This window comes from Streptomyces sp. NPDC092952 (assembly GCF_044754785.1).
Taxonomy (GTDB): Bacteria; Actinomycetota; Actinomycetes; order Streptomycetales; family Streptomycetaceae; genus Streptomyces.
Genome location: NZ_JBIVPT010000029.1, coordinates 1 through 22120, shown reverse-complemented (window position 1 = coordinate 22120; position 22120 = coordinate 1). Strand labels below are relative to the sequence as shown.

Below are 22120 nucleotides of genomic sequence, written 5' to 3'. Positions count from 1 at the left end.
CGGCACGTCCACGGTGCGGGACCGGCCCGCACCGGCCCCGCCCCCGCGCGCCCGGCGCGTCAGACGTCGATCACCGCCGCCCGTACGCACAGCACGTCCGGCAGGTGGGCGGCGAGCTGCTGCCAGCTGTCGCCGTCGTCCGCGCTGGCGTACACCTCGCCGTTGCGGTTGCCGAAGTAGACACCGGCCGGATCGGCGTCGTCCGTGCACAGGGCGTCGCGCAGCACGGTGCCGTAGTGCGTCTCCTCGGGCAGGCCCGCCGACAGCGGCTCCCAGGTGGCGCCGGCGTCGCCGGTGCGGAACACCCGGCAGCGGTGCTCGGCGGGCACCCGGTCGGCGTCGGCGTTGATCGGGAAGATGTACACGGTGTCCGCGCGGTGCGGGTGGGCGGCGGCGGCGAAGCCGAAGTCGGAGGGGAGGCCCTGGCCGATGTCGGTCCAGTGGTCCCCCGCGTCGTCGCTGCGGAAGACGCCCCAGTGGTTCTGGAGGTAGAGCCGGTCGGGATCGACGGCGTCCCTCGTCACCTTGTGGACGCACTGGCCGAACTCCGGGTCGGGGTCGGGGAGGAAGACCGCGGACACCCCCTTGTTGGCCGGTGCCCAGCTGGCGCCGCCGTCCTTGGTGCGGAACACCCCGGCCGTGGAGACCGCCACGGTCACGGCGCGGGCGTCCCTGCGGTCCGTCAGGATCGTGTGCAGCCCCTCACCGCCGCCGCCCGGCACCCAGCGCGAGCGCGTCGGATGCTCCCACAGCGGGCGGACCAGCTCGAACGACTCCCCTCCGTCCTCGGACCGGAACAGCGCGGCCGGTTCGGTGCCCGCGTACACGACGCCGGGCGCCTCCGGCCCGGCCGGGTGCAGCTGCCAGACCCGCTCCAGGGACGCCCCGGTGAACGGGGGGAACCTCACGGCGGGCTTCTCCGGCTCGACCCAGCTGCGGCCCAGGTCGTCGGAGTGGAAGACCGACGGGCCCCAGTGCGCGCTGTCACCCCCGGCCAGGAGGCGTGGGACCTTTCCGCGGGTGTCGATGGCCACCGAGTAGACCGCCTGGGCATTGAAGTACGGGCCGTCGAACTCCCACGCACCACCGTGCCTGCGGCCGATGAAGAGTCCCTTGCGGGTGCCCACGGTGAGCAGTACGTCGGTCATGGCCGAACCTCCCGAAACGCCGTTGTGCCGGATACGGGCCAGTCTGCACCCGGCCACTGACAGCGGCCCGCAGGCCGCCGCCGACACCTGGTCCGGCCCGGTCCTACCCGGGGCGGCCGGCCTCTTCGGAGCAGGTCAGGACCAGGGTCGTGCCGCCGTCGTCCTCCGTGACGTCCCGGACGTGCCGGAAGCCGATCCGCTCCAGCAGCGCCAGCGAGACGGTGTTCCCGGCGGCCACCGTGGCGTGCACCTCGGACAGGCCGAGCGTGTCGAATCCGTACCGGGTCAGGGCCCGCGCGGTCTCGGTGCCGAAACCGTGCCCCCACGCCGACGCGGCGAGCGCGTACACGATCTCGTGGCCGTCCACGCTCGGGGACGGCTTGATCTCCGCGTGGCCGATGAAGCGGCCCTCGTGCCGGACCGCCCAGACGTCGAACAGCTCCCGCGCGTAGACCTTGCTGAAGATCCGCCCGAACAGGGCGCGGTCCTCGGTCTCGGACTGGAGTCCTTCCCCCATCCACCGGACGACCGAAGCGTCCTGGAACAGCCCGACGAAGTCCTCCTCGTCGGCGGGGGTGTACGGATCCAGGCGCAGGCGTGCGGTGTGCAGGGCAGGGGTCGTCATGGCCGCAGACGCTACGTACGGCCGTACGTGACCCGCAACGCAATACCGGGGGACCGGCGGGCGGAAGTGGCGCCGGGCGCCCCGTACACCGCAGGCTGGACCGGGCCGGCGGACCGCGTCGGCCCGGCGGGACGGAGGAGTGGAGCGATGGCGAGCGGTGTCGAGGACGTCGAGGGGCGCGGAGCGGTCCTGGAGGTGGACCCGGCCGGGGCGCGGGTCGGGATCAGGGCGGCGGGGCCCTCGGGCGGCGTCTCGCTGTTCTGCACCCCCGAGCGGGCCCGGGAGCTGGCGGCCGAGCTGCTCCATGCGGCGGACGAGGCCGACCGCGCCGACACCGTACGGCTCGTGACCGTTCAGGCGCACGAGCTTCGCCGCGGGGACGTCCGGGACGGCGAACGGACCATGACGGTGGAGGCCGTCCGGGTCGACGGCGCCACCGCCCAGGTCACCTGGCGATCGGGGGCCGGGCGCAGCTGGACCCAGGGCTATGACGCGGCGGCGGCCATCACGCTCCGGCGGCGCGGCGAAGGATCCCGACTTTAGTACGAGAGGCTTCGTACTTTGATGAATGTCGTAGTACGATGCTTGCCGTAGTAATGGTCCTTCCGCAGTCGTCGAAACGGAGTCCCACGTGAGTGCCCTCTTCGAGCCCTACACCCTGCGGTCGCTCGTTGTTCCCAACCGGGTCTGGATGGCACCCATGTGCCAGTACAGCGCCGCACCGGAGGGTCCGGAGACCGGTGTCGCGACCGACTGGCACTTCGCCCACCTCGCGGCGCGCGCCATCGGGGGAACGGGGCTCATCCTCACCGAGGCGACGGCCGTCAGCCCCGAGGGGCGGATCAGCCCCAGCGACCTCGGCATCTGGAACGACACCCAGGTAGCCGCGTTCCGCCGGATCACGGACTTCATCAAGAGCCAGGGCTCCGTCCCCGGGATCCAGCTCGCCCACGCCGGGCGGAAGGCGTCCACGGCGGCCCCCTGGCTGGGCGGCGCCCCGGTCGGACCGGAGGCGCACGGCTGGACGCCGGTCGCCCCGAGCCCGCTGCCGTTCGACGACGGCCACCCCGTGCCGCACGAGCTGACCACGGACGGGATCCGCGAGGTCGTCGACAGCTTCCGTGAGGCCGCCCGCCGCGCCCTCGACGCCGGGTTCCAGGTCGCCGAGGTGCACGGCGCCCACGGCTACCTCGTCGGACAGTTCCTCTCCCCGTACAGCAACCGGCGCACCGACGAGTACGGCGGCAGCTTCGAGAACCGCACCCGCCTCGCCCTGGAGATCGTGGACGCGGTCCGCGAGGTCTGGCCCCAGGAGCTGCCGGTGCTCTTCCGGATCTCCGCCACGGACTGGCTCACGGAGGACGAGGAGGACGACCGGGAGGGCTGGACGGTCGACGAGACCGTGCGCCTGGCCGGGCTGCTCCAGGCCCACGGCGTCGATCTGCTGGACGTCTCCAGCGGCGGGAACGCCCCGCGGGTCCGTATCGCCACCGGGCCCGGCTACCAGGTCCCCTTCGCCGAACGGGTCAGGAACGAGACCTCGCTCCCGGTGGCGGCCGTCGGGCTGATCACCGAACCGCAGCAGGCCGAGAAGATCATCACCGAGGGGCGGGCGGACGCCGTCCTGCTCGGCCGCGAACTGCTGCGCGACCCGTCGTGGGCCCAGCGGGCGGCCCGTGAGCTGGGTGGCGAGCTGCGCACCCCGGACCAGTACCTCCGCACGGTCTGACCGCCCCGCCCGGTCCGGGGGCGGACCCGCTCGTGCGGCGGGCCCGCCCCCGGACCCGTGCCTACTTCAGGTACGGACCGGCCGTGCCGATCTTTCCGGGGGCCGCGTTCCGGCCGCCCAGGTCGAGGACGTAGACGCGGAGATTTCCCTTGCCGGGCGCGGCGACCGAGAGCGTCCCGTCCGAGACCACCCGGGTGTCCCCGGTGACCGCGTCCCGGTAGGTGCCGTCGGGGATGCCGGTGTACGTGGCACCGCCGGTGACGGTCACCAGGGCAAAGCTGTCGACCCCGCTCGCGGCGTCGGTGTAGCGGCGCTTGTACGCCATGCCGCCGGTGATGCCCTCGGTGGAGTACTGGCCCATCTGGAGCGCGGGCACGGCGCGCCGGATCAGGTTGAGTCGCTGGAGGTGTCTGACCAGCGGCTGGTCGAGTGTCCGGGCCACCTCGCCGGTGGCCGAGGAGACCGTGCCGAAGCCGGACGCCGCCACGCTGCCGGCGAGGTGGTCGCCGTAGTAGGCGCGGCCGGTGGTCGCCAGCGGGCAGCTGGGGCCGCAGTCGATCCGCCTGCCCGCCTGGAACTCGATCTCGGAGGCGTAGTACAGGGTCGGGATGCCGCGGAAGGTCCACATCAGCGACATGTTCTCGGCCCAGGCGTCGGTACCGCCCGCGTAGCGTTCGCTGCCCTTGTTGGGGCCGTAGTCGTGGCTGTCCACGTACACGACGTTGTAGGTGGCGTCGTTGTAACTGTCGTCGGAGTCCTTGCCGTTGTTGTATGCGTTGGAGGCGTCACCGAAGTTCATGTGCATCCGCATGTCGATGACGTTCATGCCGGAGAAACGGCTGTGGTCGGGGGTGTGGTAGCTGTTCCCGTCCAGGAAGGCGTTGGTGGAGGTCGGCTGGGAGCCGGTGCCCTGTTGCTGCTCGTAGTCGTACATCTCCAGGGCGGCCTTCGCGTCGTCGGCGTCGTACTCCTTGCGCTCCTTCCAGGTGTAGAACTGCGCCGAGTGGTTGACCGAACCCCGGTTCCACTTGTCGTTGACGAAGGCGGCGACCTCGCCGAAGACGAAGAAGTTCCGCGCGGCCCCGTCGCCGAACCGGGAGGCCACCCGTTCCTGGATCGCGGGCAGGAAGCGGCGGTTCCAGGTGGTGCGCGGGATGTGCACGGCGGTGTCGAGGCGGAAGCCGTCCACGCCCATGTCGATGTACTTGTCGTAGGCGCCGATCAGATAGTTCTGGACGGGCGCGCTCTCCGTGTTGAAGTCGGCCAGGTCCTCGTGGAGCCAGCAGCTGCGGGCGTCCTCGCCCTCCCAGTTGCCGATCCAGCAGTTGTGGTAGTACTCCTTCGGGAACATGCCGGAAGTGGGGCTCGGCCACTGGCAGTTGTAGAGCCGGTACCCCTCGGGAGAGGTCTGGCCCGTGGGAGTCCCCCAGTTGAGGCAGGTGTTGCCGGAAGGCTCGGCGGTGGACCAGAGGTCGCCGTTGTAGTAGGACTTCCCCGACTTGGTCTCGACGCTCACGCCGTCGTACTCGAAACCCTCGTTCCGCTCGTCGTAGTACCAGCTCCACTGGGTGTCGCGGACCCCGTACACCGTGGGGGTGAAGAGGCCCTTGGCTCCCCAGCGCGAGGAGTGGTTGTAGACGACGTCCTGATAGATCTTCATGCCCTTGGCGTGCGCCGAGTCGATCAGGTCCTGGTACGAGGCGCCGGCGGACTCCAGTCTGGCGTCGACCCGGTAGAAGTCGTACCCGTGGTACCCGTGGTAGTCGTAGTCGGACCGGTTCAGCACGACCGGAGTGATCCAGACCGCGGAGAAGCCCAGGCCCTTGATGTAGTCGAGCTTCTCGATCAGACCCTTGAAGTCGCCCCGGAACATCGGGTCGTCGTTGGCGGCGTTGCCGGACCTCACGTGCTGGCTGCCACCCCGGTTGTTGGAGCTGTCGCCGTCGTTGAAGCGCGCGGTCAGCACGAAGTAGATCGGGTCCTTGCGCGGATCGGTGCCCAGCGGCTTCCCGGTGGCGGGGGTGGTCGGCTTCTGTGCGGTGGTGACGGTGGCGGGCTCGGACGGCGCGGAGACGTTCCCCGCCGCGTCCACGGCCCGCACCGTGTACGTGTAGGCGGTCCGCTCCTCCAGGCCCGACTGGGAGAGGACCGTGGAGGTTGTGTCGGTGACCGTCGTGCCCGTCGTGCCGCCGGTCCGGGTCACCTGGTATCCGGTGACGCCCCGGTTGTCCGTGGACGGCTCCCATGTCAGCACGGTCGAGACGCCGTCCGCGGTGGCCTTCGCCCCGGTGGGCGCGGTGGGGGGCTCGGTGTCGGCCGGTTCGGCGGCGCAGGGGTCGGCGGCCCCGGGGGTGACGGTCCGGTCCCGTACGGTGGAGACGCCCGCCGGGATCGTGTAGTCGCTGCCGTTGTTGTTGTCCCAGACGCCGTTGCCGTTGTTGAACGCGGCCCGCATGGAAGCGGCGCCGCCCAGGTCGACGGTGCGCTTCAGCCACCCCGTGCAGGCCGTTTCCATGCCCACGCCCGGCACGGTGGTCCACGAGCCGCCCGCAGGCTGGTAGTGGATGTTGGCGGTGGACCAGCCGACGGTGGCCGTGGCGTAGTAGACGGTGGCGGATCCCGGTTCCGTGGGGGACGGCGTGGGGTCCGGGCCGGTGTCGCCGCGCGGGTCGCCGTGGGTCACGGTGCCGTCCTTGACGACGAGGTCGCCGGTGCCCAGGTCGTAGTCGGCGCCGCCGTTGTTGTCCCAGGTGCCCGAGCCGTCGTTGAACGTCGCGGCCAGCCCGGACGCGTCGCCCAGATCGACGGTCGCCTTCACCCAGTCCGTGCAGGCGGCCGTCATCCGTACTCCGGGCACGGTCGTCCAGGAGCCGCCGTCGGGTGCGTAATGAAGGTAGTACGCGGGCCAGTCGCGGGTCTTCGTGGGGTAGAAGACCGTCGCGGTGTTCCCCGCCGTGGCGGAGGCGGACGCGGCGGTCGGACGGAGGGCCGAACCGGGGGCGGCGGCGAGGACGCCCAGAAGTCCGGCCGCGGCCACGACCGTCGCCAACAGGCGTCTCGGCGCGGAGCGCGAGGTGCGTTTCATGCGTGTCTCCAGGGGAGGCCACGGCCGTAGGCCGTGGCAGTCGGCGGCGCGGGTGCCCGATGGCCACCCGCGCGGTCCCGCCGGAGAACCCTGACGCGCCTCGGGGTTCGGGCGAGCGGTTCCTTCCGGGAAAAATCCGTCGGAATTTTGCTGCAATTCCTTGCGGCGGTGAACGTACCTGCGCATGACAAGAACGTAAAGAGGTGCGGCGTGGAACGGTACGGCGCCGGCGTGCGGCTCGGTATGCCTAGAACTACGACGTGTCTCGTATTATGGGAGGCCGTACGGGCCCGGGAGCGGGCCGGTGCACGTCCAGGAAGTGGAGTCGCCGTGACCTCTGCCAGCGCCCCCGCCGCCGGGACCGGCGGCCGTGTGCTCGACCATCCGGCACGGGACGAGATCCGCGTCGAGGCGGTGCTGCACGCGCTCTCCGACCCGATGCGTCTGCGCATCGTCCGCGAGCTGGCCGCCGCCGGGTCCGAGCTCAGCTGCTCCTGCTTCGAGCTCCCGGTGACCAAGTCGACGACCACGCACCACTTCCGGGTGCTCCGCGAGAGCGGCATCGTCCAGCAGGTCTACCGGGGCACGGCCAAGATGAACGGCCTGCGGCGGGACGATCTGGAGGAGCTGTTCCCCGGGCTGCTCGATCATGTGCTGGACGCCGCCGATCGCCAGGCGCGGCGCATCGGCGAGGAACGCTAGAAGTCTCCCAGGGTCAGGCGGCGGGCCGGGACGAGCCGCCCGTCGCCGCGGCCCACTCCACCAGCAGCCGCTGGTACTGCTCCTCGTCCTCCGGGGACAGGCAGCCGCCCGAGCGCTGCCACAGGTCACGGATTTCTTCGTTCACCGCGGCGGCGGTGCGCGTGGAATCGGGGGAGCACGAAGAACGGGACATGGTTACAGGCTAAGGCCACGATGTGACAATCGGACCCATTGCGCGTCAGGGACATCTCTCACATGCCTACCGGGGAACGCCCGGCACCAGTTCGAGCGTCCGCAGTCCATCGGGCCGCTCCGACACCGGAAGATGCCGCACGAACCGCACGTCACAGCCGACCGCGGCGGCTCCGCCGTCCGCCTCCCGGTCGTCCCCGACCATCACCACATCGGCCGGATCCAGTCCGAGAGATGTGCAGGCCGTGTGGAAGATTCGTGGGTCCGGCTTCTGGACGCCGTGCTCGTACGACAGGACATAGGCGTCGATCAGGCCGTCGAGGCCGTGCTCCCGGAAGATCGGGCGCAGGTCCCAGCCGATGTTGCTGACCACGCCGATCCGGACACCGTTCCCGCGCAGCTCCCCGAGGACCTCGGCCGCGTCCGGGTAGGGCTGCCAGGCGGCGGGCGTCCGGTGCCGCTCGTACAGCGCGTCGTACAGCCCCGGGTCCGGGAGCGCCACCTGGCGGGCCAGGGCGGTGTACGTCTCCCGGTGCGCCCGTGCGCTCTCGTCCCGGGTGGCCCACAGGGCGGCGAACGGGGCCGGGACGTGCCCGGGAGCGGGGCCGCCCGGCAGGGCCCCGGCGGCCTCCAGACCGGCCGCGTACCGCTCGAATGCGGATTCGTCCACCGCGATTCCGCGCTCGGTGAGGACCGCGCGGAGCCAGGAACGGACCGGCTCGATACGGAAGAGGGTCCCGGAGAAGTCGAACAGCGCGCCCTTGATCTGCATGATCGCGATACTCCCCGGTGCGGGCGACGCATCGCAAGGGAGCCCGGCCCGGTCCGGGCCGACGGATCAGGGCGTACGCGCCCCGCCGCGCCGCTCGTACCACGCGAACCCGGCGACCGAGAGACCCACCAGGGCCGCCCCCAGCAGCCAGCCGCCCAGCACGTCGCTCAGCCAGTGGACCCCCAGGTAGAGCCGGGTCGCCCCCACCCCGACGACGGAGACGCCCGCCACGGCCAGCGCACCGCGCCACAGCCGGGGCCCGGCCCCGTACCGGCGCAGCAGCCACAGCAGCAGCCCGCAGCCCACCACGGCCGTCAGCGCGTGACCCGAGGGGAACGCCGCGTAGTGCGCGGAGTCCACCGGGTCGGGCCAGTGCGGCCGTTCCCGGCCGACCGCGGACTTCAGCCCCTGCTGCGCCAGCGTGCCCAGCAGGCTCGTCGCCGCCACCCACCCCGCGAGCGGCCGGGCCCCCCGCCACCACAGCGCCACCACCGCCACGGCGATCAGGGCACGCATGGTCCACGGGTCCCAGACCCAGTCGGTCAGGATCCGGTTGACGTGCACCAGCCCCGGCTCGGTCACCGCTCTGCGGTGCAACGTGTCCGCGACGGCGCGGTCCAGATCCATCAGCGGTGACCACCGCACGGCCACCAGGGCCAGCAGGGCCAGGAAGAGCAGCCCGCAGGCCGTGCCCGCGCGCAGCGCGGTGAACCGGTGGGGGCGGAGGGGCGGCGGGGCGAGCGGGGTGGACGGCATGGGGTGATCCTCGCGGACGACCGGCGGTCCCGGCCACCACGGGGAGCGGGTCGGGGCGCGCCGCCGGCGTCGCGGGCTGTCGCGGTGCGCTAGCGCAGCGCGCTGAGCCCCGGGAGGAACGCGATCAGCAGCGGGACCACCGGAACCAGCGCGGCCGCGGCGGTCAGCCGGAGCCTGCGGCCGGCGGTGAGCCGGTCCGCCGGGGTCAGCAGCCGGTTCACCCGCATCGGCAGCTGCGCGCCCGGCGTCGGGCACGGGCCGAACACCCCGCGGTCCTCGTTCAGTTCCACCAGGGCCAGGGCGATCGTCAGCCGCCCGAAACGTTTCGACGCCACATCGTCCGCGGCCAGTTCGACCAGCCGGTGCATCTCGTCGCGGAACGCCGCGAAGACCGGGACCTGCGGGAACCCGGAGGCCAGAGCGCCGGAGCAGTGGAGCAGCCAGTCGTGGCGCGCCTTCGCGTGCCCCTGCTCATGGGCGAGTACCGCGTCGAGCTGACGGCCCTTCAGGCGCCGGAGCGCCGTGGTGGTGATGACCAGTTGAGGCGCGGCGCCCGGCAGCCACCAGGCATCCGGACGGTCCCCCTCCAGCACCACCAGACGGGCGCTGCCGGGCTCCTCGCCGGGCATCAGCGGGGAACGCACCAGCAGTTCGGCACGCCGCCTGCGCCGCCGCACCCGGGCCCGGCGGATCTCCCGGGTCAGCATCACCGCCGACCACACCCCGCCGAGCGCGAGCAGCACCGCCATCGCCGCCGACCAGGAGCCGTGCCCGCCGAGCGCGTACGCCTCCACCACCGCCCGCGGCGCCGGGGCGAACACGTGCCCGCGCACCGCCTGCCAGGCAGCGGCGGCGCTGAACGTCATGGAGAGCGCGAAGGAGACCAGCACCCCCGCCACCGCGCACTGCCACACCCAGAGGGCCACCACGGGCTCGCGCTCCGGCCACCGTGCCCTGTCCATCAGCCGCGGGGTCAGGACGGCGGCCAGGGCACCGAGCAGCAGCAGTGCGAGGGAGACCAACATGGAGCCAGCCTATGAGGGGCGCGGCGGCCACGGGTATGGCCGTGCACGGCAAGTGACGCACGCCACGGTTTGCGCGGCGGCCGTCTCACAGGCCGAGCAGCATCGCGAACATCGCCATCCCCATCGTCAGCCGGCAGGCGAGGGCCAGCTCGGGCCGCGCGCCCCAGCCTCCCGCGACGGCGCCGCCGCCGGACGCCGCGGCCACGGGTATCAGCCGCGCCCCCGACCGCAGCACGTACACCGCGAAGTAGGCCAGCAGCCCCCCGGTCAGCAGGGGGACGCCTCCCGCCACCGCGGCGGCGTGGCCCGCGTGGACGCCGTGCCCCGCACCCGCGCCGGGTGCCATCGTCAGCGCCATGTAGACCATCGCCACGGAACCGACCAGGTGATGCAGATGGTGCCGGTCGAGCCGGGCGAACCACAGGGCGCGCAGCGCGGCCCCGCCGAACAGCACCGCGTACACCGCCCAGCCCCAGGCGGGCGGCGGCACGACGGCCGCGGGCACCGCCATCGCCGCCATGCCGAAGCCCATCAGCGCCTCCGCGCGCGCCGCCCTGCGCCCCTCCCCGCTCTCACTGCGGGTGCGCAGCAGGCAGTAGGCCCCCGCCGTCGCGCACAAGGCCATCAACAACCAGCCCGGAACCACCGGTCCGTGCACGGCACACCCCCTGGACGTACGACGCGGTACCCCCCAGGTCGATGCCCGTACGGGAACTGCCGTACGCGGCGCACTGGGGTACAGGGGGAGCGCGCGGAGGGAGCGTCCCCTCCGCGCGCGGCGCGGATCCGGGCCCGGGGTCAGCCGAGCGTGAGGGACTTGAAGGCGCGCGCCTGCTCGGTGATGGCCCGCTCGGTGGGCAGCCGCTCCATGGACGAGGCGCCGAAGAACCCGGCGATCCCCGAGGTGTGCTCCAGGACGTAACGGGCGTCCTCGGGTTCGGCTATCGGCCCGCCGTGGCAGAGCACCACGATCTCCGGATTGACGGCCTTGGCCGCGTCGTGCATCTCCTGCACGGCGGTGGCGGCCTCGTCGAGCGTGAGTGCGGTCGCGGCGCCGATCGAGCCCTTGGTGGTCAGCCCGACGTGCGGAACGAGCACATCGGCACCCGCCCGCGCCATCGCGGCGGCCTGATCGGGGTCGAACACGTAGGGGGCGGTGAGCAGATCGCGCTCATGGGCCTGGCGGATCATGTCGACCTCCAGGCCGAAGCCCATCCCGGTCTCCTCCAGGTTCTCCCGGAACTTCCCGTCGTACAGACCGACGGTCGGGAAGTTCTGCACACCGGTGAAGCCCACGGCCTTCAGCTGGTCGAGGAAGTTGCCCATGATCCGGAACGGGTCGGTGCCGCACACCCCGGCAAGCACCGGGACGTCCCGCACCACCGGCAGGACCTCGCCCGCCATGTCGAGCACGATGGCGTTGGCGTCGCCGTAGGGCAGCAGGCCCGCCAGCGAGCCGCGGCCGGCCATCCGGTAGCGGCCGGAGTTGTAGATGATCAGCAGGTCGACGCCGCCGGCCTCCGCGCACTTGGCGGACAGACCGGTGCCCGCGCCCGCGCCGATGACGGCCCGGCCGGACCGGACCTGTTCGGTCAGTCGGGCCAGTGCTTGTGTGCGGTTCACGGATGGGCTCCTGTTCGGACGAGAGGTGTTCAGGGGTGGGGTGGTCGGTGGGCGCCGCTGGTCAGGGCCGCGGGCGGGCCGTGCCGTGCGCCGTGATCAGCTGGTGGAGGTGGTCGGCGGCGGCGACGGCGAACGACGGGTCGTTGAGGTGGGCGCCGATCTCCCGCAGGTCCACGGCGCTGCCGCGCACCGCCTCCCGCAGGGCGGCGAGCCCGGCCGCGTCGGCCTCCGGATCGTGGAACGGGCCGCCCGGGGCGTCCACGGCGGAGACACCGCCCAACGGCCACAGCACCGCTGTCGGGCCCTGGGCCGCGGCCAGCTTCCGTCCCATGGAGGCGCCCAGCTCGGCCATCTCGCCGGGCGTGGTGCGCATCAGGGTGACGGTGGGGTTGTGAACCAGGAGACGGCGGTCGGCGAACCGCTCCGGGACGGTGTCGGCGGGGCCGAAGTTCACCATGTCCAGCGCCCCGGGCGCGACCACCTGCGGCACACCGGCCAGGCCCGCCGCGGTCAGCCGGTCGGGACCCGCGCTCAGCACCCCGCCGACCAGGTCGTCCGCCAGCTCGGTGGTGGTCAGGTCCAGCACACCGGCGAGGAACCCGCCCGCCGTGAGCTTCTCCAGCGCCCGGCCGCCGGCCCCCGTGGCGTGGAAGACCAGGACCTCGTACCCCAGCTCGTCCAGCCGCTGCCGGGCGGCGTCGACCGCGGCGGTGGTGACGCCGAACTGGCTGGCACCGACCAGCGGACGCCCCTGGGGCCCCGGGTTGCGCAGGCTCCGTTCGTGGTGGACGGCCATGCCGGCCGCCGCCGCGGCCGCGTTGCCCAGGATCTGCGACGACACGGAGTTGATGCCCGCCACGTCGACGACGCTGTACATCATCGTGATGTCGCTGCTGCCCACGTACGGTGACACGTCCCCGCTCGCCATGGTGGACACCAGCACCTTGGGGACGCCGATCGGCAGCGCCTGCATGGCGCGCGCGGCGATGAACGAGCCCCCGCTCCCGGCGACGGCCAGCACCGCGTGCAGCTGCCCCTCCCGGTGCAGATCGCCCACGATCCGCTCCACGCCCTCGGCCATCGCGGTGACCGCCGCTCCCCGGTCCCCGGCGGCCCGCAGCGCGTCCAGACCGTGCCCGGCGCGGCGCGCGACGGCCGCCGCGTCGATGTCGCCCGCCGGGCCGTCGATGGGCGAGGGCATCACCCCGGCGTCGACGAGCACCACGTCGCAGCCGGCCTCACGAATCCGCTCGGACAGCCACGCGTACTCCGCCCCCTTGGTGTCCAGTGTCCCGACGAGCACCACGGTCGCCATGTCTCGCTCCTTTGCAACGGCGTTCTCCCGATCATGTGCGAGGCGCCCGGCGGCGGCAAAGACCACTTGACGGCAATTGGCCTGCGTCGGGCGATGATGGGGCCATGGAGCGGATTCCTCCCACCCGGCTCTCCCGCCTGCTGACCGGGTGGTCCAAGGACGGCACCGGCGCGCTGCCCGCGCTGCTCGCCGCGGCGCTGCGCGAACTCGCCGAGCGCGGGGACGTCGCGCCGGGCACGGTGCTGCCCTCCCAGCGGGCCCTCGCCGCGGCGCTGGGCGTCAGCCGTTCCACCGTGACGGCCGCGTACGGTCTGCTGGAGGCCGGCGGACGGCTGGAGAGCAGACGGGGCAGCGGCTCCCGGCTGCGGGGCTCGGGGGCGGTGGGCCAGCCCGTCACCGAGGGACGGCTGGCCAGCTTCGGGACCAGGGACGGCGGCATCGACCTGTCGAGCGGCGCCCTGGACGGGCTGCCCGCCGTCGCGGCGGCCGCCGACGCGCTCTCGGCCGCTGACCTCACCACCGCGCTGACCGGGGACGGATACCTCCCGTACGGGCTGCCCGAGCTCCGCGAGGCGATCGCCGGGTACCACCGGTCGGCGGGGCTGCCGACCAGCGCCGACCAGATCCTCATCACCTCCGGCTCCCAGCAGGCCGTCTGGCTGATCACCCAGGGCCTGGTCGAGCCCGGCGACACCGTGGTCGTCGAGGACCCGACCTACCGGGGCGCCCTCGAAGCACTGCGCGCCCGGGGCGCCCGGCTCGTCCCGCTGCCCGCCGACGGCCCGCACGGCGCCGGCGCACTGGCCCGGCTGACCGGCCACGTCCGCCCGCGCCTGGTCTACCTCCAGCCCTCGCTCCACAACCCCACCGGGCGCGCCGCCGACGAGCCCGCCCGCCGCGCCTGGGCCGCCGTCCTCACCGACCAGGGCCTGTACACGGTGGAGGACAACGCCTACGCCGAACTGGCCCTGCACCACGACGCCGCACCCGCCTCGCTGGCCGGGCTGCTGCCGCCCGCCGCCACGGCCACCATCGGCACCCTCTCCAAGCTCTTCTGGGGCGGCCTGCGGATCGGCTGGATCCGGGCCTCCACCCCGGTCGTCCGCCGCCTCGCCGACATCAAGAAGTCCATCGACCTGTCCTGCCCGGTGGTGGACCAGCTCCTCGCGGTGACGCTGCTCCGGCAGCTCCCCGAGGCCAGGGCGCGCCGCCGTGCCCGGCTGCGTGAACGCCTCGCGGAGACCGAACGCCTCCTGCGGGACCAGGGCACCGGCTGGCGGTGGCGGAGCCCCGACGGCGGCTCCGCCCTCTGGGTCGAGCTGCCCGGTGCCGACGCCGAGGCCACCGCCCAGCTGGCCCGCCGCGCGGGCGTACTGATCGTCCCCGGACCGGCCTTCTCCGCCGTGGACGGCTTCCGGCACCATGTGCGGCTCCCGTTCGCCGACCGGGACGGCGCCCTGGCCAGGGCCCTGCCGGTCCTCGTCGACTGCGCGGAACGCAGCCGCGCCGCGCACTGACGGCGGCGTCAGGGGCGGTAGCGCAGCGGATGGTCGGCCGGCACCTCCACCACGACGATCCGGTGCCCGTCCGGATCGGCGATCCACATCTCGACCAGCCCCCACGGCTCCCGCACCGGCTCCCGCAGCACCTCGACGCCCTGGCCGGCCAGCTCCACATGTGCCGCCCGTACGTCCGCGACCTGCATCCACAGTTCGAGACCGGGCACCGGTGGCTCGGCGGCCCGCCCGGACACCTCCAGGAAGCCCCCGCCGAGGAAGTAGACCGTGCCGCGCTCGGGGCCGGTGCCGAACTCCCGGTAGACGGGCAGCCCGAGCCGCTGGCCGTAGAACCGCCGTGACCGTTCGGGGTCGACCGGATGCAGCAGGACCCGGCTGCTCAGTACGTGCACCATGCCCGGACTCTACGGGCCTGTCCCCGGGGTTACGCTGCTCCGGCACGGCCGTAAGAGTGAAGAGACGGAGAACCACCACGATGGACACAGCTTCCGCCCGGGAACCCGGACAGCCGACCTTCCGCGACGCGGTCGACGCCGATGTGCCCGCGCTGGTGGCGCTGATCGAGTCGGCGTACCGGGGGGATGCCAGCCGGGCCGGATGGACCACCGAGGCGGACATCCTCCAGGGCCAGCGGACCGACCCCGACGGAGTGCGCCGGGTCGTCGAGTCTCCCGGCAGCCGGCTCCTGGTGGTGGAGCGGGACGGCGTGCTCGTCGCCTGCTGCCAGCTCGAACACCGCGACACCGCGGCCTACTTCGGCATGTTCGCGGTCCGTCCGGAACTCCAGGGCGAGGGGCTCGGCAAGGTGATCATCGCCGAGGCCGAGCGCACCGTCCGCGAGGGCTGGGGCGTGCGCGAGATGCACATGACCGTGATCTCGGTCCGGGACGAACTGATCGCCTGGTACGAGCGGCGCGGCTACCGCCGTACGGGCCGGCTCAGTCCGTTCCCGTACGGCGACGAGCGCTTCGGCATCCCGCAGCGCGACGACCTCGCCTTCGAACTGCTCGTCAAGGACCTCGCCACCGAAGCGGCGTAGCGGCCGGGGTTCCGGTGACCGGAACCCCGGCCGCAGTTGGTGGCCCGGGGCGGTCAGGCGGTGAAGCGGCCGGTGCGGCGGATCTCCGGGTGGTCGGTGGTCACACCGTCCAGCCGCAGCGCCCGGGCCAGCCGCAGATGGTCCTGGGTGTTCACCACCCAGCCGATGACCCTCAGCCCTTCGGCGTGGGCCTGCTCCGTCACCTCCAGGGTGAGGCGGCGGATGTTCAGCGCCAGCGTCGCCGCCCCCACCGCCTTCGCCCGGTCCACCACGTCGCCCTGCCAGCGGCTCGCGATGAGCACGGTCCGCACCCCGGGCACCAGGCGGGCGATCTCGGCCACCGCCGCGTCGTGGAACGAGGACACCTCGACCCGGTCGGCGAGGCCGCGCCGCAGCATCACCCCGGCCAGCGCGCGGGCCGCCGCCGCGTCCTTGATCTCGGCCTGCACGGGGGACCGCACGGCGTCGAGCACCTCCTCGAAGACCGGCACCCGCTCGCCCTGCCCCGCGTCGAGTTCGCGCAGCTCGGCCAGGGTCTTCTCGCTGATCGGCCCCGTACCGTCGGTCGTCCGGTCCACCTCGGCGTCGTGCATGACGGCCAGGGCGCCGTCCTTGCTCAGATGGAGATCCAGCTCGATCGCGTCCATCCCGGCCTGCTCGGCCCGGACGAACGAGCGCAGGGTGTTCTCCGGCTCGACACCCATCACCCCGCGATGTCCGATGGTGAGAAAAGACATGGCAAACCCGCTTCCGTCGAGACGTCTTCCCGCGTGCGGTTCCTACCCACCGGAGGCGTCGGCATGACGCCGACGGGGCAGTCGGAGCAAGCTCCCGCTCCCGCGGCACACGGCCCCGGGGAATCCGGGGGAAGTCGCCACGAGTCCCGCTTCGGACAGGAAAAATCGCGGTGACCATGGGGGGTCCGCAGGATAATTTACTGAGTCCCACTTGTCTCAAAGAACCGCACATGGATACGGTTGCTTAACGCGAGGTTCTCCTGTGGAGGAAGTGACATGACGGAAATTCTTGTGCACGGCGCCACCGACGGCGGCATAGCTACGGATCAGCGGGTGGTCGACCACTCCGCCTGGCCCCTGCTCAAGAATGCCGTGGAAGAGATCCGGCCCTGGCAGTCGAAGGACGGCTCCATCGACTTCGAGGCCGAGGGGGCACCGTCCCCCGGGGCCGCGCGCTCCGCCGTCGACCGGGTGATCGCCGCGGTCGAGGAGCTCTCCCCGCTGCTGCCGCACGACGCCACCTACCACCGCGCCCTGGTCACGGACCTGCGCCGCTGGGTCACCGACGGCTTCGGCGTGCCGGACTTCCTCGACTCGCTGCTCGCCTTCCAGCCGGCCAAGGACCGCGCCGACGGTCTCCAGCACCTGGTCGTCTTCGCGATGTACACGCAGAACGGCAACCCGGACCGCAACCTCGAAGCGGTCGTCCTGCGGATGGTCTGGCCCGAGTGGCTGGCCGAGCTGGAGGCGACCCGCTACGACAACCCGCTGTTCTGCGGCATCACCTTCGAGGACTTCACCTCGGGATACGACACCAACTCCGCCGTTCTCTTCCCGGAGACCATCGCCGTGCGCGAGGCCCCCGAGCGGTTCAGCTGGGGCGGCATCTTCTGCGACCGCGAGGCGGCCCGCTTCCGCCGGGTCACCGAGGCGTCCGTCGAGCTGCTCGGCCTCGAACTGCCCGAGGACATCCAGGAGATGGTCGGCGACCAGCAGCGCTGCGAGCAGGCGTTCGTGCTCTGGGACATGGTCCACGACCGGACGCACAGCCATGGCGACCTGCCGTTCGACCCCTTCATGATCAAGCAGCGCCAGCCGTTCTGGATGTACGGGCTGGAGGAGCTGCGCTGCGACCTCACCGCCTTCAAGGAGGCCGTGAAGCTGGAGGCCGACGGCTTCCCCCAGGGCCGTGACGTCCAGTACGCCGTGCTCTTCGACCGGATGTTCCGTTTCCCCGTCACCGGCGAGCGCGTCCGCAACTACGACGGCCTCGGCGGCCAGCTGCTCTTCGCGTACCTCCACAAGCACGACGTCGTCCGGTGGACCGACAACACGCTGAAGATCGACTGGGACCGCGCCCCGCAGATCACCAACCAGCTCTGCGCCGAGATCGAGAAGCTCTACCGCGACGGCATCGACCGCCCCAAGCTGGTCCACTGGTTCGCCGCCTACGAGCTGGTCTCGGCCTACCTCGCCCCGCACCCCGGCTCCCGCTGGGCCAAGGGTCCGGACGCGCTGGACCTGTCGCAGCCGCCGCGCAAGCTCGTCGACGACGTGCTTCCGGACGAGTTTCCCCTGAGCATGTTCTATGAGGCGCTCTCCAAGAAGCTGAAGAACGTGATCGCCTCCACCAAGGGGATCACGGCCGCGGATGCCGAGCGGGCAGCCGCGTGAGCGCCGGGTCTGAGGAGGCGGTGGCCATGAACGCAAACGGCAAGGGCAGCGGGACTCTCGAAGGTGCCGTGATCGCGGTCGCCGGAGCCGCCGGCCCGGCCGGCCGGGCCGCGCTGCTGCGGCTCGCCGAGGCCGGTGCGACCGTCGTCGCGTCCGACGCCGACGCCGCGAGGCTGGCCGAGGCGGTCGACGCCGCGCGCTACGCCCACGGCGGCGCCACCGTCACCGGCGACACGGTCGATCTGCTGGACCTCGGCGCCACCCGGGAGTGGGCGGCCCGGACCGAGAAGGAGTTCGGCCGGATCGACGGCCTGGTCCACCTGGTCGGCGGCTGGCGCGGCAGCAAGAGCTTCGCCGAGACCGACCTCGCCGACTGGAACCTGCTGGAGAAACTGCTGATCCGCACGGTCCAGCACACCTCACTGGCCTTCCAGGAGGGGCTGCAGCGCAGCGACCGGGGCCGTTACGTGCTGATCAGCGCGGCCGGGGCCTCCAAGCCCACCGCGGGAAACGCGGCCTACTCCGCCTCGAAGGCCGCCGCCGAGGCCTGGACCCTCGCGCTCGCGGACGCCTTCCGCAAGGCGGGGGGCGAGGAGGGGCCGAGGACCGCGGCTGCCATTCTGGTCATCAAGGCACTGGTGCACGACGCCATGCGCGCCGAGCGCCCGAATGCGAAATTCGCGGGCTTCACCGACGTCGAGGAGCTGGCCGAGGCCATCACCGGCGTCTGGGACCGGCCCGCCCCGGAAGTGAACGGAAAGCGCCTGTGGCTGACCCCACAACCGTAAGAACCGACGCGCGGCGCCACCACGACCCGCAGGTTCGCGGCTTCGCCAGTGACAACTACGCGGGCACCCACCCGGAGATCCTCGCCGCGCTCGCCCTCGCCAACGGCGGCCACCAGATCGCCTACGGCGAGGACGAGTACACCGGGCACCTCCAGCGCGTCATGCACAGCCACTTCGGCCCCACCGCCGAAGCCTTTCCGGTGTTCAACGGAACCGGCGCCAACGTCGTCGCCCTCCAGGCGATGACCGACCGCTGGGGCGCGGTGATCTGCGCCGAGTCCGCCCACATCCACGTGGACGAGGGCGGCGCCCCCGAGCGGGTGGGCGGCCTCAAGCTGCTCACCGTGCCCACGCCGGACGGCAAGCTCACCCCCGAGCTGATCGACCGGCAGGCGTACGGCTGGGACGACGAGCACCGCGCCATGCCGCAGGTCGTCTCGATCGCGCAGAACACCGAGCTCGGCACGGTCTACACGCCCGACGAGATCCGCGCCATCTGCGACCACGCCCACGGACTCGGCATGAAGGTCCACCTGGACGGGGCCCGGATAGCCAACGCCTCGGCGTCGCTGGACGTACCGATGCGCACGTTCACCAACACCGTCGGTGTGGACGTGCTGTCCTTCGGCGGCACCAAGAACGGGGCGCTCTTCGGCGAGGCCGTGGTCGTGCTCAACCCGGACGCGGTCCGCGCGATGAAGCATCTGCGCAAGCTGTCGATGCAGCTCGCCTCCAAGATGCGCTTCGTCTCCGTGCAGCTGGAGGCGCTGCTGGCCGGGGACCTCTGGCTGCGCAACGCCCGGCACGCCAACGAGATGGCCCAGCGGCTCGCCGAGGGCGTGCGCGCGGTGGGCGGCGTGGAGATCCTCCACCCCGTCCAGGCCAACGCGGTCTTCGCCCGGCTGCCGCACGCGGTGAGCGAACGGCTGCAGAAGCGCTTCCGCTTCTACTTCTGGGACGAGGCGGCCGGGGACGTCCGCTGGATGTGCGCCTTCGACACCACGGAGGAAGACGTCGACGCCTTCGTCCTCGCCCTCAAGGAGGAGATGGCGAGGCGGTAGCCGCGTACGTACGGCCTGTGGCCCGTACTCCCCGGATCTCCGGGGAGTACGGGCCACAGTGACGTTTCGGCCGGGTCAGCCCCGGCCCTTCACCTCGGCCGGGGTCGGTGCCGTACCGCCGAGGTGCGCGGGCACCCACCAGGTGTCGCCCGCGTCCTTCGGCCGCACCGGATAGGCCCGCTGGGCCGCCTCCAGCAGCTCCTGGACCCGCTCCCGCAGCCGCCGGGTGATCGCACCCGCGTACTGGTCGGCGGGGGCCTCCACCGGCTCGCCGACCCGGATGGTCACCGGCACGTGCTGGCGCTTGAAATTACGCGGCCGCCCCTTGGTCCACAGCCGCTGCGTGCCCCACAGCGCCACCGGGATCAGCGGCACACCGGCCTCCTGGGCCAGCCGGGCGGCGCCCGACTTGAAGCTCTTCAGCGTGAACGACTCCGAGATGGTCGCCTCGGGGAACACTCCGATGACCTCGCCGGAGCGCAGCGAGTCCAGCGCGTGCGCGTACGCGGCCTCGCCCTGCTTGCGGTCGACGGGGATGTGCTTCATCCCGCGCATCAGCGGTCCCGAGACCTTGTGCCTGAAGACCGATTCCTTCGCCATGAACCGGACGAGCCGCTTCTGGGGCAGGGCCGCGAGGCCGGTGAAGATGAAGTCGAGATAGCTGATGTGATTGCTTACCAGTACCGCGCCGCCGGTCTTCGGGATGTATTCGGAACCCTGGCTGTCGATCTTCAGGTCAAGCGCCTTGAAAAACGTGCGAGCGGCGCCGATGACCGGTCGATAGACGAGTTCTGCCATCTGGGGAAGACCCTTCTTCAGCGCCTGAGGAGGATTCTCCCGGCGGAAGTTACGCAGCCGTAGGTTTGCGGCATGGCGCCGATCGTGCCCCATGCGCGACGCGGTGGCCAGTCTCAAGGGGCTCGGGAGGCGAGATTCTCGTCACGTGCGACCTCCGGGAATGCCCCGGCGGCCGGCGGTGCTGAGCCCTTGTGACGAACTCTGACGGGAGGCCGAGGGTGGACAGGCAGTCGCAGGCAGGACCGCTGGACGCGGCCGGGCTCGGAGCCGAACTGGGGGAGCGGGCCACGCTCGTGCAGTTCTCCAGCGCGTTCTGCCAGCCCTGCCGGGCGACCCGCCGCACGCTCACCGAGGTGGCGCGCATGGTGGCGGGCGTCGCCCACGTCGAGATCGACGCCGAGGCCCACCTCGGACTCGTACGGGAGCTGGGGATCAGCCGGACGCCGACCGTGCTGGTCCTCGACGCCGAGGGCCGGATCGTCCGCCGTGCCGTCGGCCAGCCGCGCACCGTCGACGTGGTCGCCGCGCTGGGGCGGGTGATGTGACGGGCCGTGACGCATCTCCCACATCGCGGGACGCCCTTGACGGCACCGGCCGCGAATCGTCAGTCTGACGCTATGCCGCCGGAAACCCTTCTCTACGGCCGGGCCCACGTCGATCTCGCCCGCAACGCGAGCGCGCGCTGTCCGGGTGCCTGAGCAACCACGGCCCCGTACGCCTCCACCGCAGAAGGACATCTCCATGACGGCTTCGCCCGAAATCGGCACTCCGGTCCAGGCCTCCTCCGAACTCCTCCGCTCGGTCTTCCGCCAGCACGCCGCCGGGGTGGCCGTGATCACCGCGGCAGGTGACCGGCCGGTCGGCTTCACCGCCACTTCCCTCAACTCCGTCGCCGCCGACCCGCCGCTGATCTCCTTCGGGGCCGGAACCGGGTCCTCCAGCTGGCCGGTCCTGGCCGAGGCCGAGTACGTCGGCGTCCACATACTCGGTGAGCACCAGCGGGAGCTGGCCGCCACGTTCGCCCGCAGCGGCGCCGACCGGTTCGGCCCGTCCACCTTCTGGCGCAGCGGCCCCGAGGGGGTGCCCCTGCTCGACGGCGTACTGGCATGGCTGGTCTGCCGTGTGGTCGCCCGGGTCCCGGCGGGCGACCACCGGATCGTGATCGCCCGGGCCGTGGTCGGCGACCCGGCCGGGAGCGGCCGTCCGCTCCTGTACCACCAGGGTCGCTTCAACGCTCTGCGGGACTGATTCCTCCCCGACGGCACGAGTCCGTCGTACGTTGGGCATGTCACAGGTACGCGCGCTTGCCGATGTGCCGTCCGCTGGGTGTACTGACTAGTAATATTTCCGGTCGGGGCGTCGGTCGCCCCGACCGGAATCCGCCCCTTCAGGCGCCTATGCTGCGAGCAACAAGGCAGCCCCCCGGAAAAGACGATGCAGTAGGAGAGCCGGCGTGAGCTTGAGGATCGTTGTCTGTGTGAAGTATGTGCCGGATGCGACGGGTGACCGGCGTTTCGCTGATGATCTGACGGTG

General features: G+C 72.1%; 23 protein-coding genes and 1 pseudogene. 11 read left to right on the top strand and 13 right to left on the bottom strand.

From position 1 onward, the window contains the following. Positions 1-59: 59 nt before the first annotated feature. Together ACIQGQ_RS34625 and ACIQGQ_RS34620 are read right to left on the bottom strand one after the other, a co-directional pair. Entirely contained in the window at positions 60-1148 is a 1089-nt protein-coding gene (locus ACIQGQ_RS34625) for a WD40/YVTN/BNR-like repeat-containing protein (protein ID WP_402403832.1), read from the bottom strand. 103 nt (positions 1149-1251) lie between these two features. Further along, positions 1252-1773: a GNAT family N-acetyltransferase gene (locus tag ACIQGQ_RS34620; protein WP_402403829.1), complete on the bottom strand. Its 522-nt coding sequence runs from the start codon at positions 1771-1773 to the stop codon at positions 1252-1254. Positions 1774-1920: 147 nt separating this feature from the next. On the opposite strand from ACIQGQ_RS34620, the gene ACIQGQ_RS34615 reads away from it, so the two are divergent. Then, positions 1921-2316 carry a hypothetical protein gene (locus ACIQGQ_RS34615; RefSeq protein WP_402403826.1) on the top strand — a complete coding sequence of 132 codons (396 nt, stop codon included), beginning with the start codon at positions 1921-1923 and terminating at the stop codon, positions 2314-2316. Between the two features lie 88 nt (positions 2317-2404). Beyond that, positions 2405-3502: an NADH:flavin oxidoreductase/NADH oxidase gene (locus ACIQGQ_RS34610; protein WP_402403823.1), complete on the top strand. Its 1098-nt coding sequence runs from the start codon at positions 2405-2407 to the stop codon at positions 3500-3502. Between the two features lie 61 nt (positions 3503-3563). Here ACIQGQ_RS34610 and ACIQGQ_RS34605 read toward each other — a convergent pair whose 3' ends face one another. Further along, positions 3564-6587 carry a carbohydrate binding domain-containing protein gene (locus ACIQGQ_RS34605; RefSeq protein WP_402403820.1) on the bottom strand — a complete coding sequence of 1008 codons (3024 nt, stop codon included), beginning with the start codon at positions 6585-6587 and terminating at the stop codon, positions 3564-3566. Positions 6588-6917: 330 nt separating this feature from the next. Between ACIQGQ_RS34605 and ACIQGQ_RS34600 the strand changes: the two genes are divergently transcribed. Beyond that, positions 6918-7289, top strand: a complete 372-nt coding sequence (locus ACIQGQ_RS34600; protein ID WP_402403818.1) for an ArsR/SmtB family transcription factor — start codon at positions 6918-6920, stop codon at positions 7287-7289. A 13-nt stretch (positions 7290-7302) separates the two neighbouring features. Here ACIQGQ_RS34600 and ACIQGQ_RS34595 read toward each other — a convergent pair whose 3' ends face one another. The 7 genes from ACIQGQ_RS34595 to ACIQGQ_RS34565 form a co-directional block, all read right to left on the bottom strand. Beyond that, entirely contained in the window at positions 7303-7482 is a 180-nt protein-coding gene (locus ACIQGQ_RS34595; protein WP_402403815.1) for a hypothetical protein, read from the bottom strand. A 66-nt stretch (positions 7483-7548) separates the two neighbouring features. Next, positions 7549-8253 (bottom strand): HAD family hydrolase, encoded by a 705-nt coding sequence (locus ACIQGQ_RS34590; protein ID WP_402403813.1) that lies wholly within the window; start codon positions 8251-8253, stop codon positions 7549-7551. A gap of 66 nt (positions 8254-8319) precedes the next feature. Then, on the bottom strand, positions 8320-9009 hold the full coding sequence (locus tag ACIQGQ_RS34585) for a phosphatase PAP2 family protein (protein WP_402403810.1): 690 nt from the start codon (positions 9007-9009) through the stop codon (positions 8320-8322). Positions 9010-9098: 89 nt separating this feature from the next. Then, positions 9099-10034 (bottom strand): M56 family metallopeptidase, encoded by a 936-nt coding sequence (locus tag ACIQGQ_RS34580; protein ID WP_402403807.1) that lies wholly within the window; start codon positions 10032-10034, stop codon positions 9099-9101. A gap of 85 nt (positions 10035-10119) precedes the next feature. Next, the gene (locus tag ACIQGQ_RS34575; protein ID WP_402403805.1) at positions 10120-10692 is read right to left on the bottom strand and encodes a DUF5134 domain-containing protein; all 573 of its coding nucleotides are present in this window, start codon (positions 10690-10692) and stop codon (positions 10120-10122) included. A gap of 140 nt (positions 10693-10832) precedes the next feature. After that, positions 10833-11657, bottom strand: a complete 825-nt coding sequence (locus ACIQGQ_RS34570; RefSeq protein WP_402403803.1) for a phosphoenolpyruvate hydrolase family protein — start codon at positions 11655-11657, stop codon at positions 10833-10835. 61 nt (positions 11658-11718) lie between these two features. Continuing rightward, on the bottom strand, positions 11719-12972 hold the full coding sequence (locus tag ACIQGQ_RS34565; protein ID WP_402403800.1) for a Tm-1-like ATP-binding domain-containing protein: 1254 nt from the start codon (positions 12970-12972) through the stop codon (positions 11719-11721). Positions 12973-13076: 104 nt separating this feature from the next. Here ACIQGQ_RS34565 and ACIQGQ_RS34560 point away from each other — a divergent pair, with 104 nt between their 5' ends. Beyond that, a complete protein-coding gene (locus ACIQGQ_RS34560) occupies positions 13077-14489 on the top strand; it encodes a PLP-dependent aminotransferase family protein (RefSeq protein ID WP_402403797.1) in 1413 nt (470 codons plus the stop codon). Positions 14490-14497: 8 nt separating this feature from the next. Here ACIQGQ_RS34560 and ACIQGQ_RS34555 read toward each other — a convergent pair whose 3' ends face one another. Then, complete coding sequence (locus ACIQGQ_RS34555; protein ID WP_402403795.1) at positions 14498-14884, bottom strand: VOC family protein; 387 nt, start codon at positions 14882-14884, stop codon at positions 14498-14500. 80 nt (positions 14885-14964) lie between these two features. Between ACIQGQ_RS34555 and ACIQGQ_RS34550 the strand changes: the two genes are divergently transcribed. Further along, positions 14965-15528: a GNAT family N-acetyltransferase gene (locus ACIQGQ_RS34550; RefSeq protein ID WP_402403792.1), complete on the top strand. Its 564-nt coding sequence runs from the start codon at positions 14965-14967 to the stop codon at positions 15526-15528. 53 nt (positions 15529-15581) lie between these two features. On the opposite strand, the gene ACIQGQ_RS34545 is transcribed toward ACIQGQ_RS34550, so the two are convergent. Next, complete coding sequence (locus tag ACIQGQ_RS34545) at positions 15582-16265, bottom strand: glycerophosphodiester phosphodiesterase (RefSeq protein ID WP_402403790.1); 684 nt, start codon at positions 16263-16265, stop codon at positions 15582-15584. 276 nt (positions 16266-16541) lie between these two features. Between ACIQGQ_RS34545 and ACIQGQ_RS34540 the strand changes: the two genes are divergently transcribed. From ACIQGQ_RS34540 to ACIQGQ_RS34530, 3 genes are read left to right on the top strand one after another with little or no spacing between them, the layout of a single operon-like run. Continuing rightward, positions 16542-17939, top strand: a complete 1398-nt coding sequence (locus tag ACIQGQ_RS34540; RefSeq protein WP_402403787.1) for a DUF6421 family protein — start codon at positions 16542-16544, stop codon at positions 17937-17939. A gap of 26 nt (positions 17940-17965) precedes the next feature. Continuing rightward, positions 17966-18727, top strand: coding sequence for an SDR family NAD(P)-dependent oxidoreductase (locus ACIQGQ_RS34535; RefSeq protein WP_402403784.1), 762 nt, complete (start codon positions 17966-17968; stop codon positions 18725-18727). After that, positions 18706-19788: a threonine aldolase family protein gene (locus ACIQGQ_RS34530; RefSeq protein WP_402403781.1), complete on the top strand. Its 1083-nt coding sequence runs from the start codon at positions 18706-18708 to the stop codon at positions 19786-19788. The genes ACIQGQ_RS34535 and ACIQGQ_RS34530 overlap by 22 nt, the downstream gene beginning before the upstream one ends. A gap of 75 nt (positions 19789-19863) precedes the next feature. Here ACIQGQ_RS34530 and ACIQGQ_RS34525 read toward each other — a convergent pair whose 3' ends face one another. After that, on the bottom strand, positions 19864-20586 hold the full coding sequence (locus ACIQGQ_RS34525; RefSeq protein ID WP_402403778.1) for a lysophospholipid acyltransferase family protein: 723 nt from the start codon (positions 20584-20586) through the stop codon (positions 19864-19866). Positions 20587-20804: 218 nt separating this feature from the next. On the opposite strand from ACIQGQ_RS34525, the gene ACIQGQ_RS34520 reads away from it, so the two are divergent. The 3 genes and pseudogenes from ACIQGQ_RS34520 to ACIQGQ_RS34510 form a co-directional block, all read left to right on the top strand. Beyond that, positions 20805-21131, top strand: a complete 327-nt coding sequence (locus tag ACIQGQ_RS34520; RefSeq protein WP_402403775.1) for a TlpA family protein disulfide reductase — start codon at positions 20805-20807, stop codon at positions 21129-21131. Positions 21132-21327: 196 nt separating this feature from the next. Next, the gene (locus tag ACIQGQ_RS34515; protein WP_402403773.1) at positions 21328-21834 is read left to right on the top strand and encodes a flavin reductase family protein; all 507 of its coding nucleotides are present in this window, start codon (positions 21328-21330) and stop codon (positions 21832-21834) included. 205 nt (positions 21835-22039) lie between these two features. Further along, positions 22040-22120 (top strand): annotated as a pseudogene (locus tag ACIQGQ_RS34510) (electron transfer flavoprotein subunit beta); the annotation flags it as partial.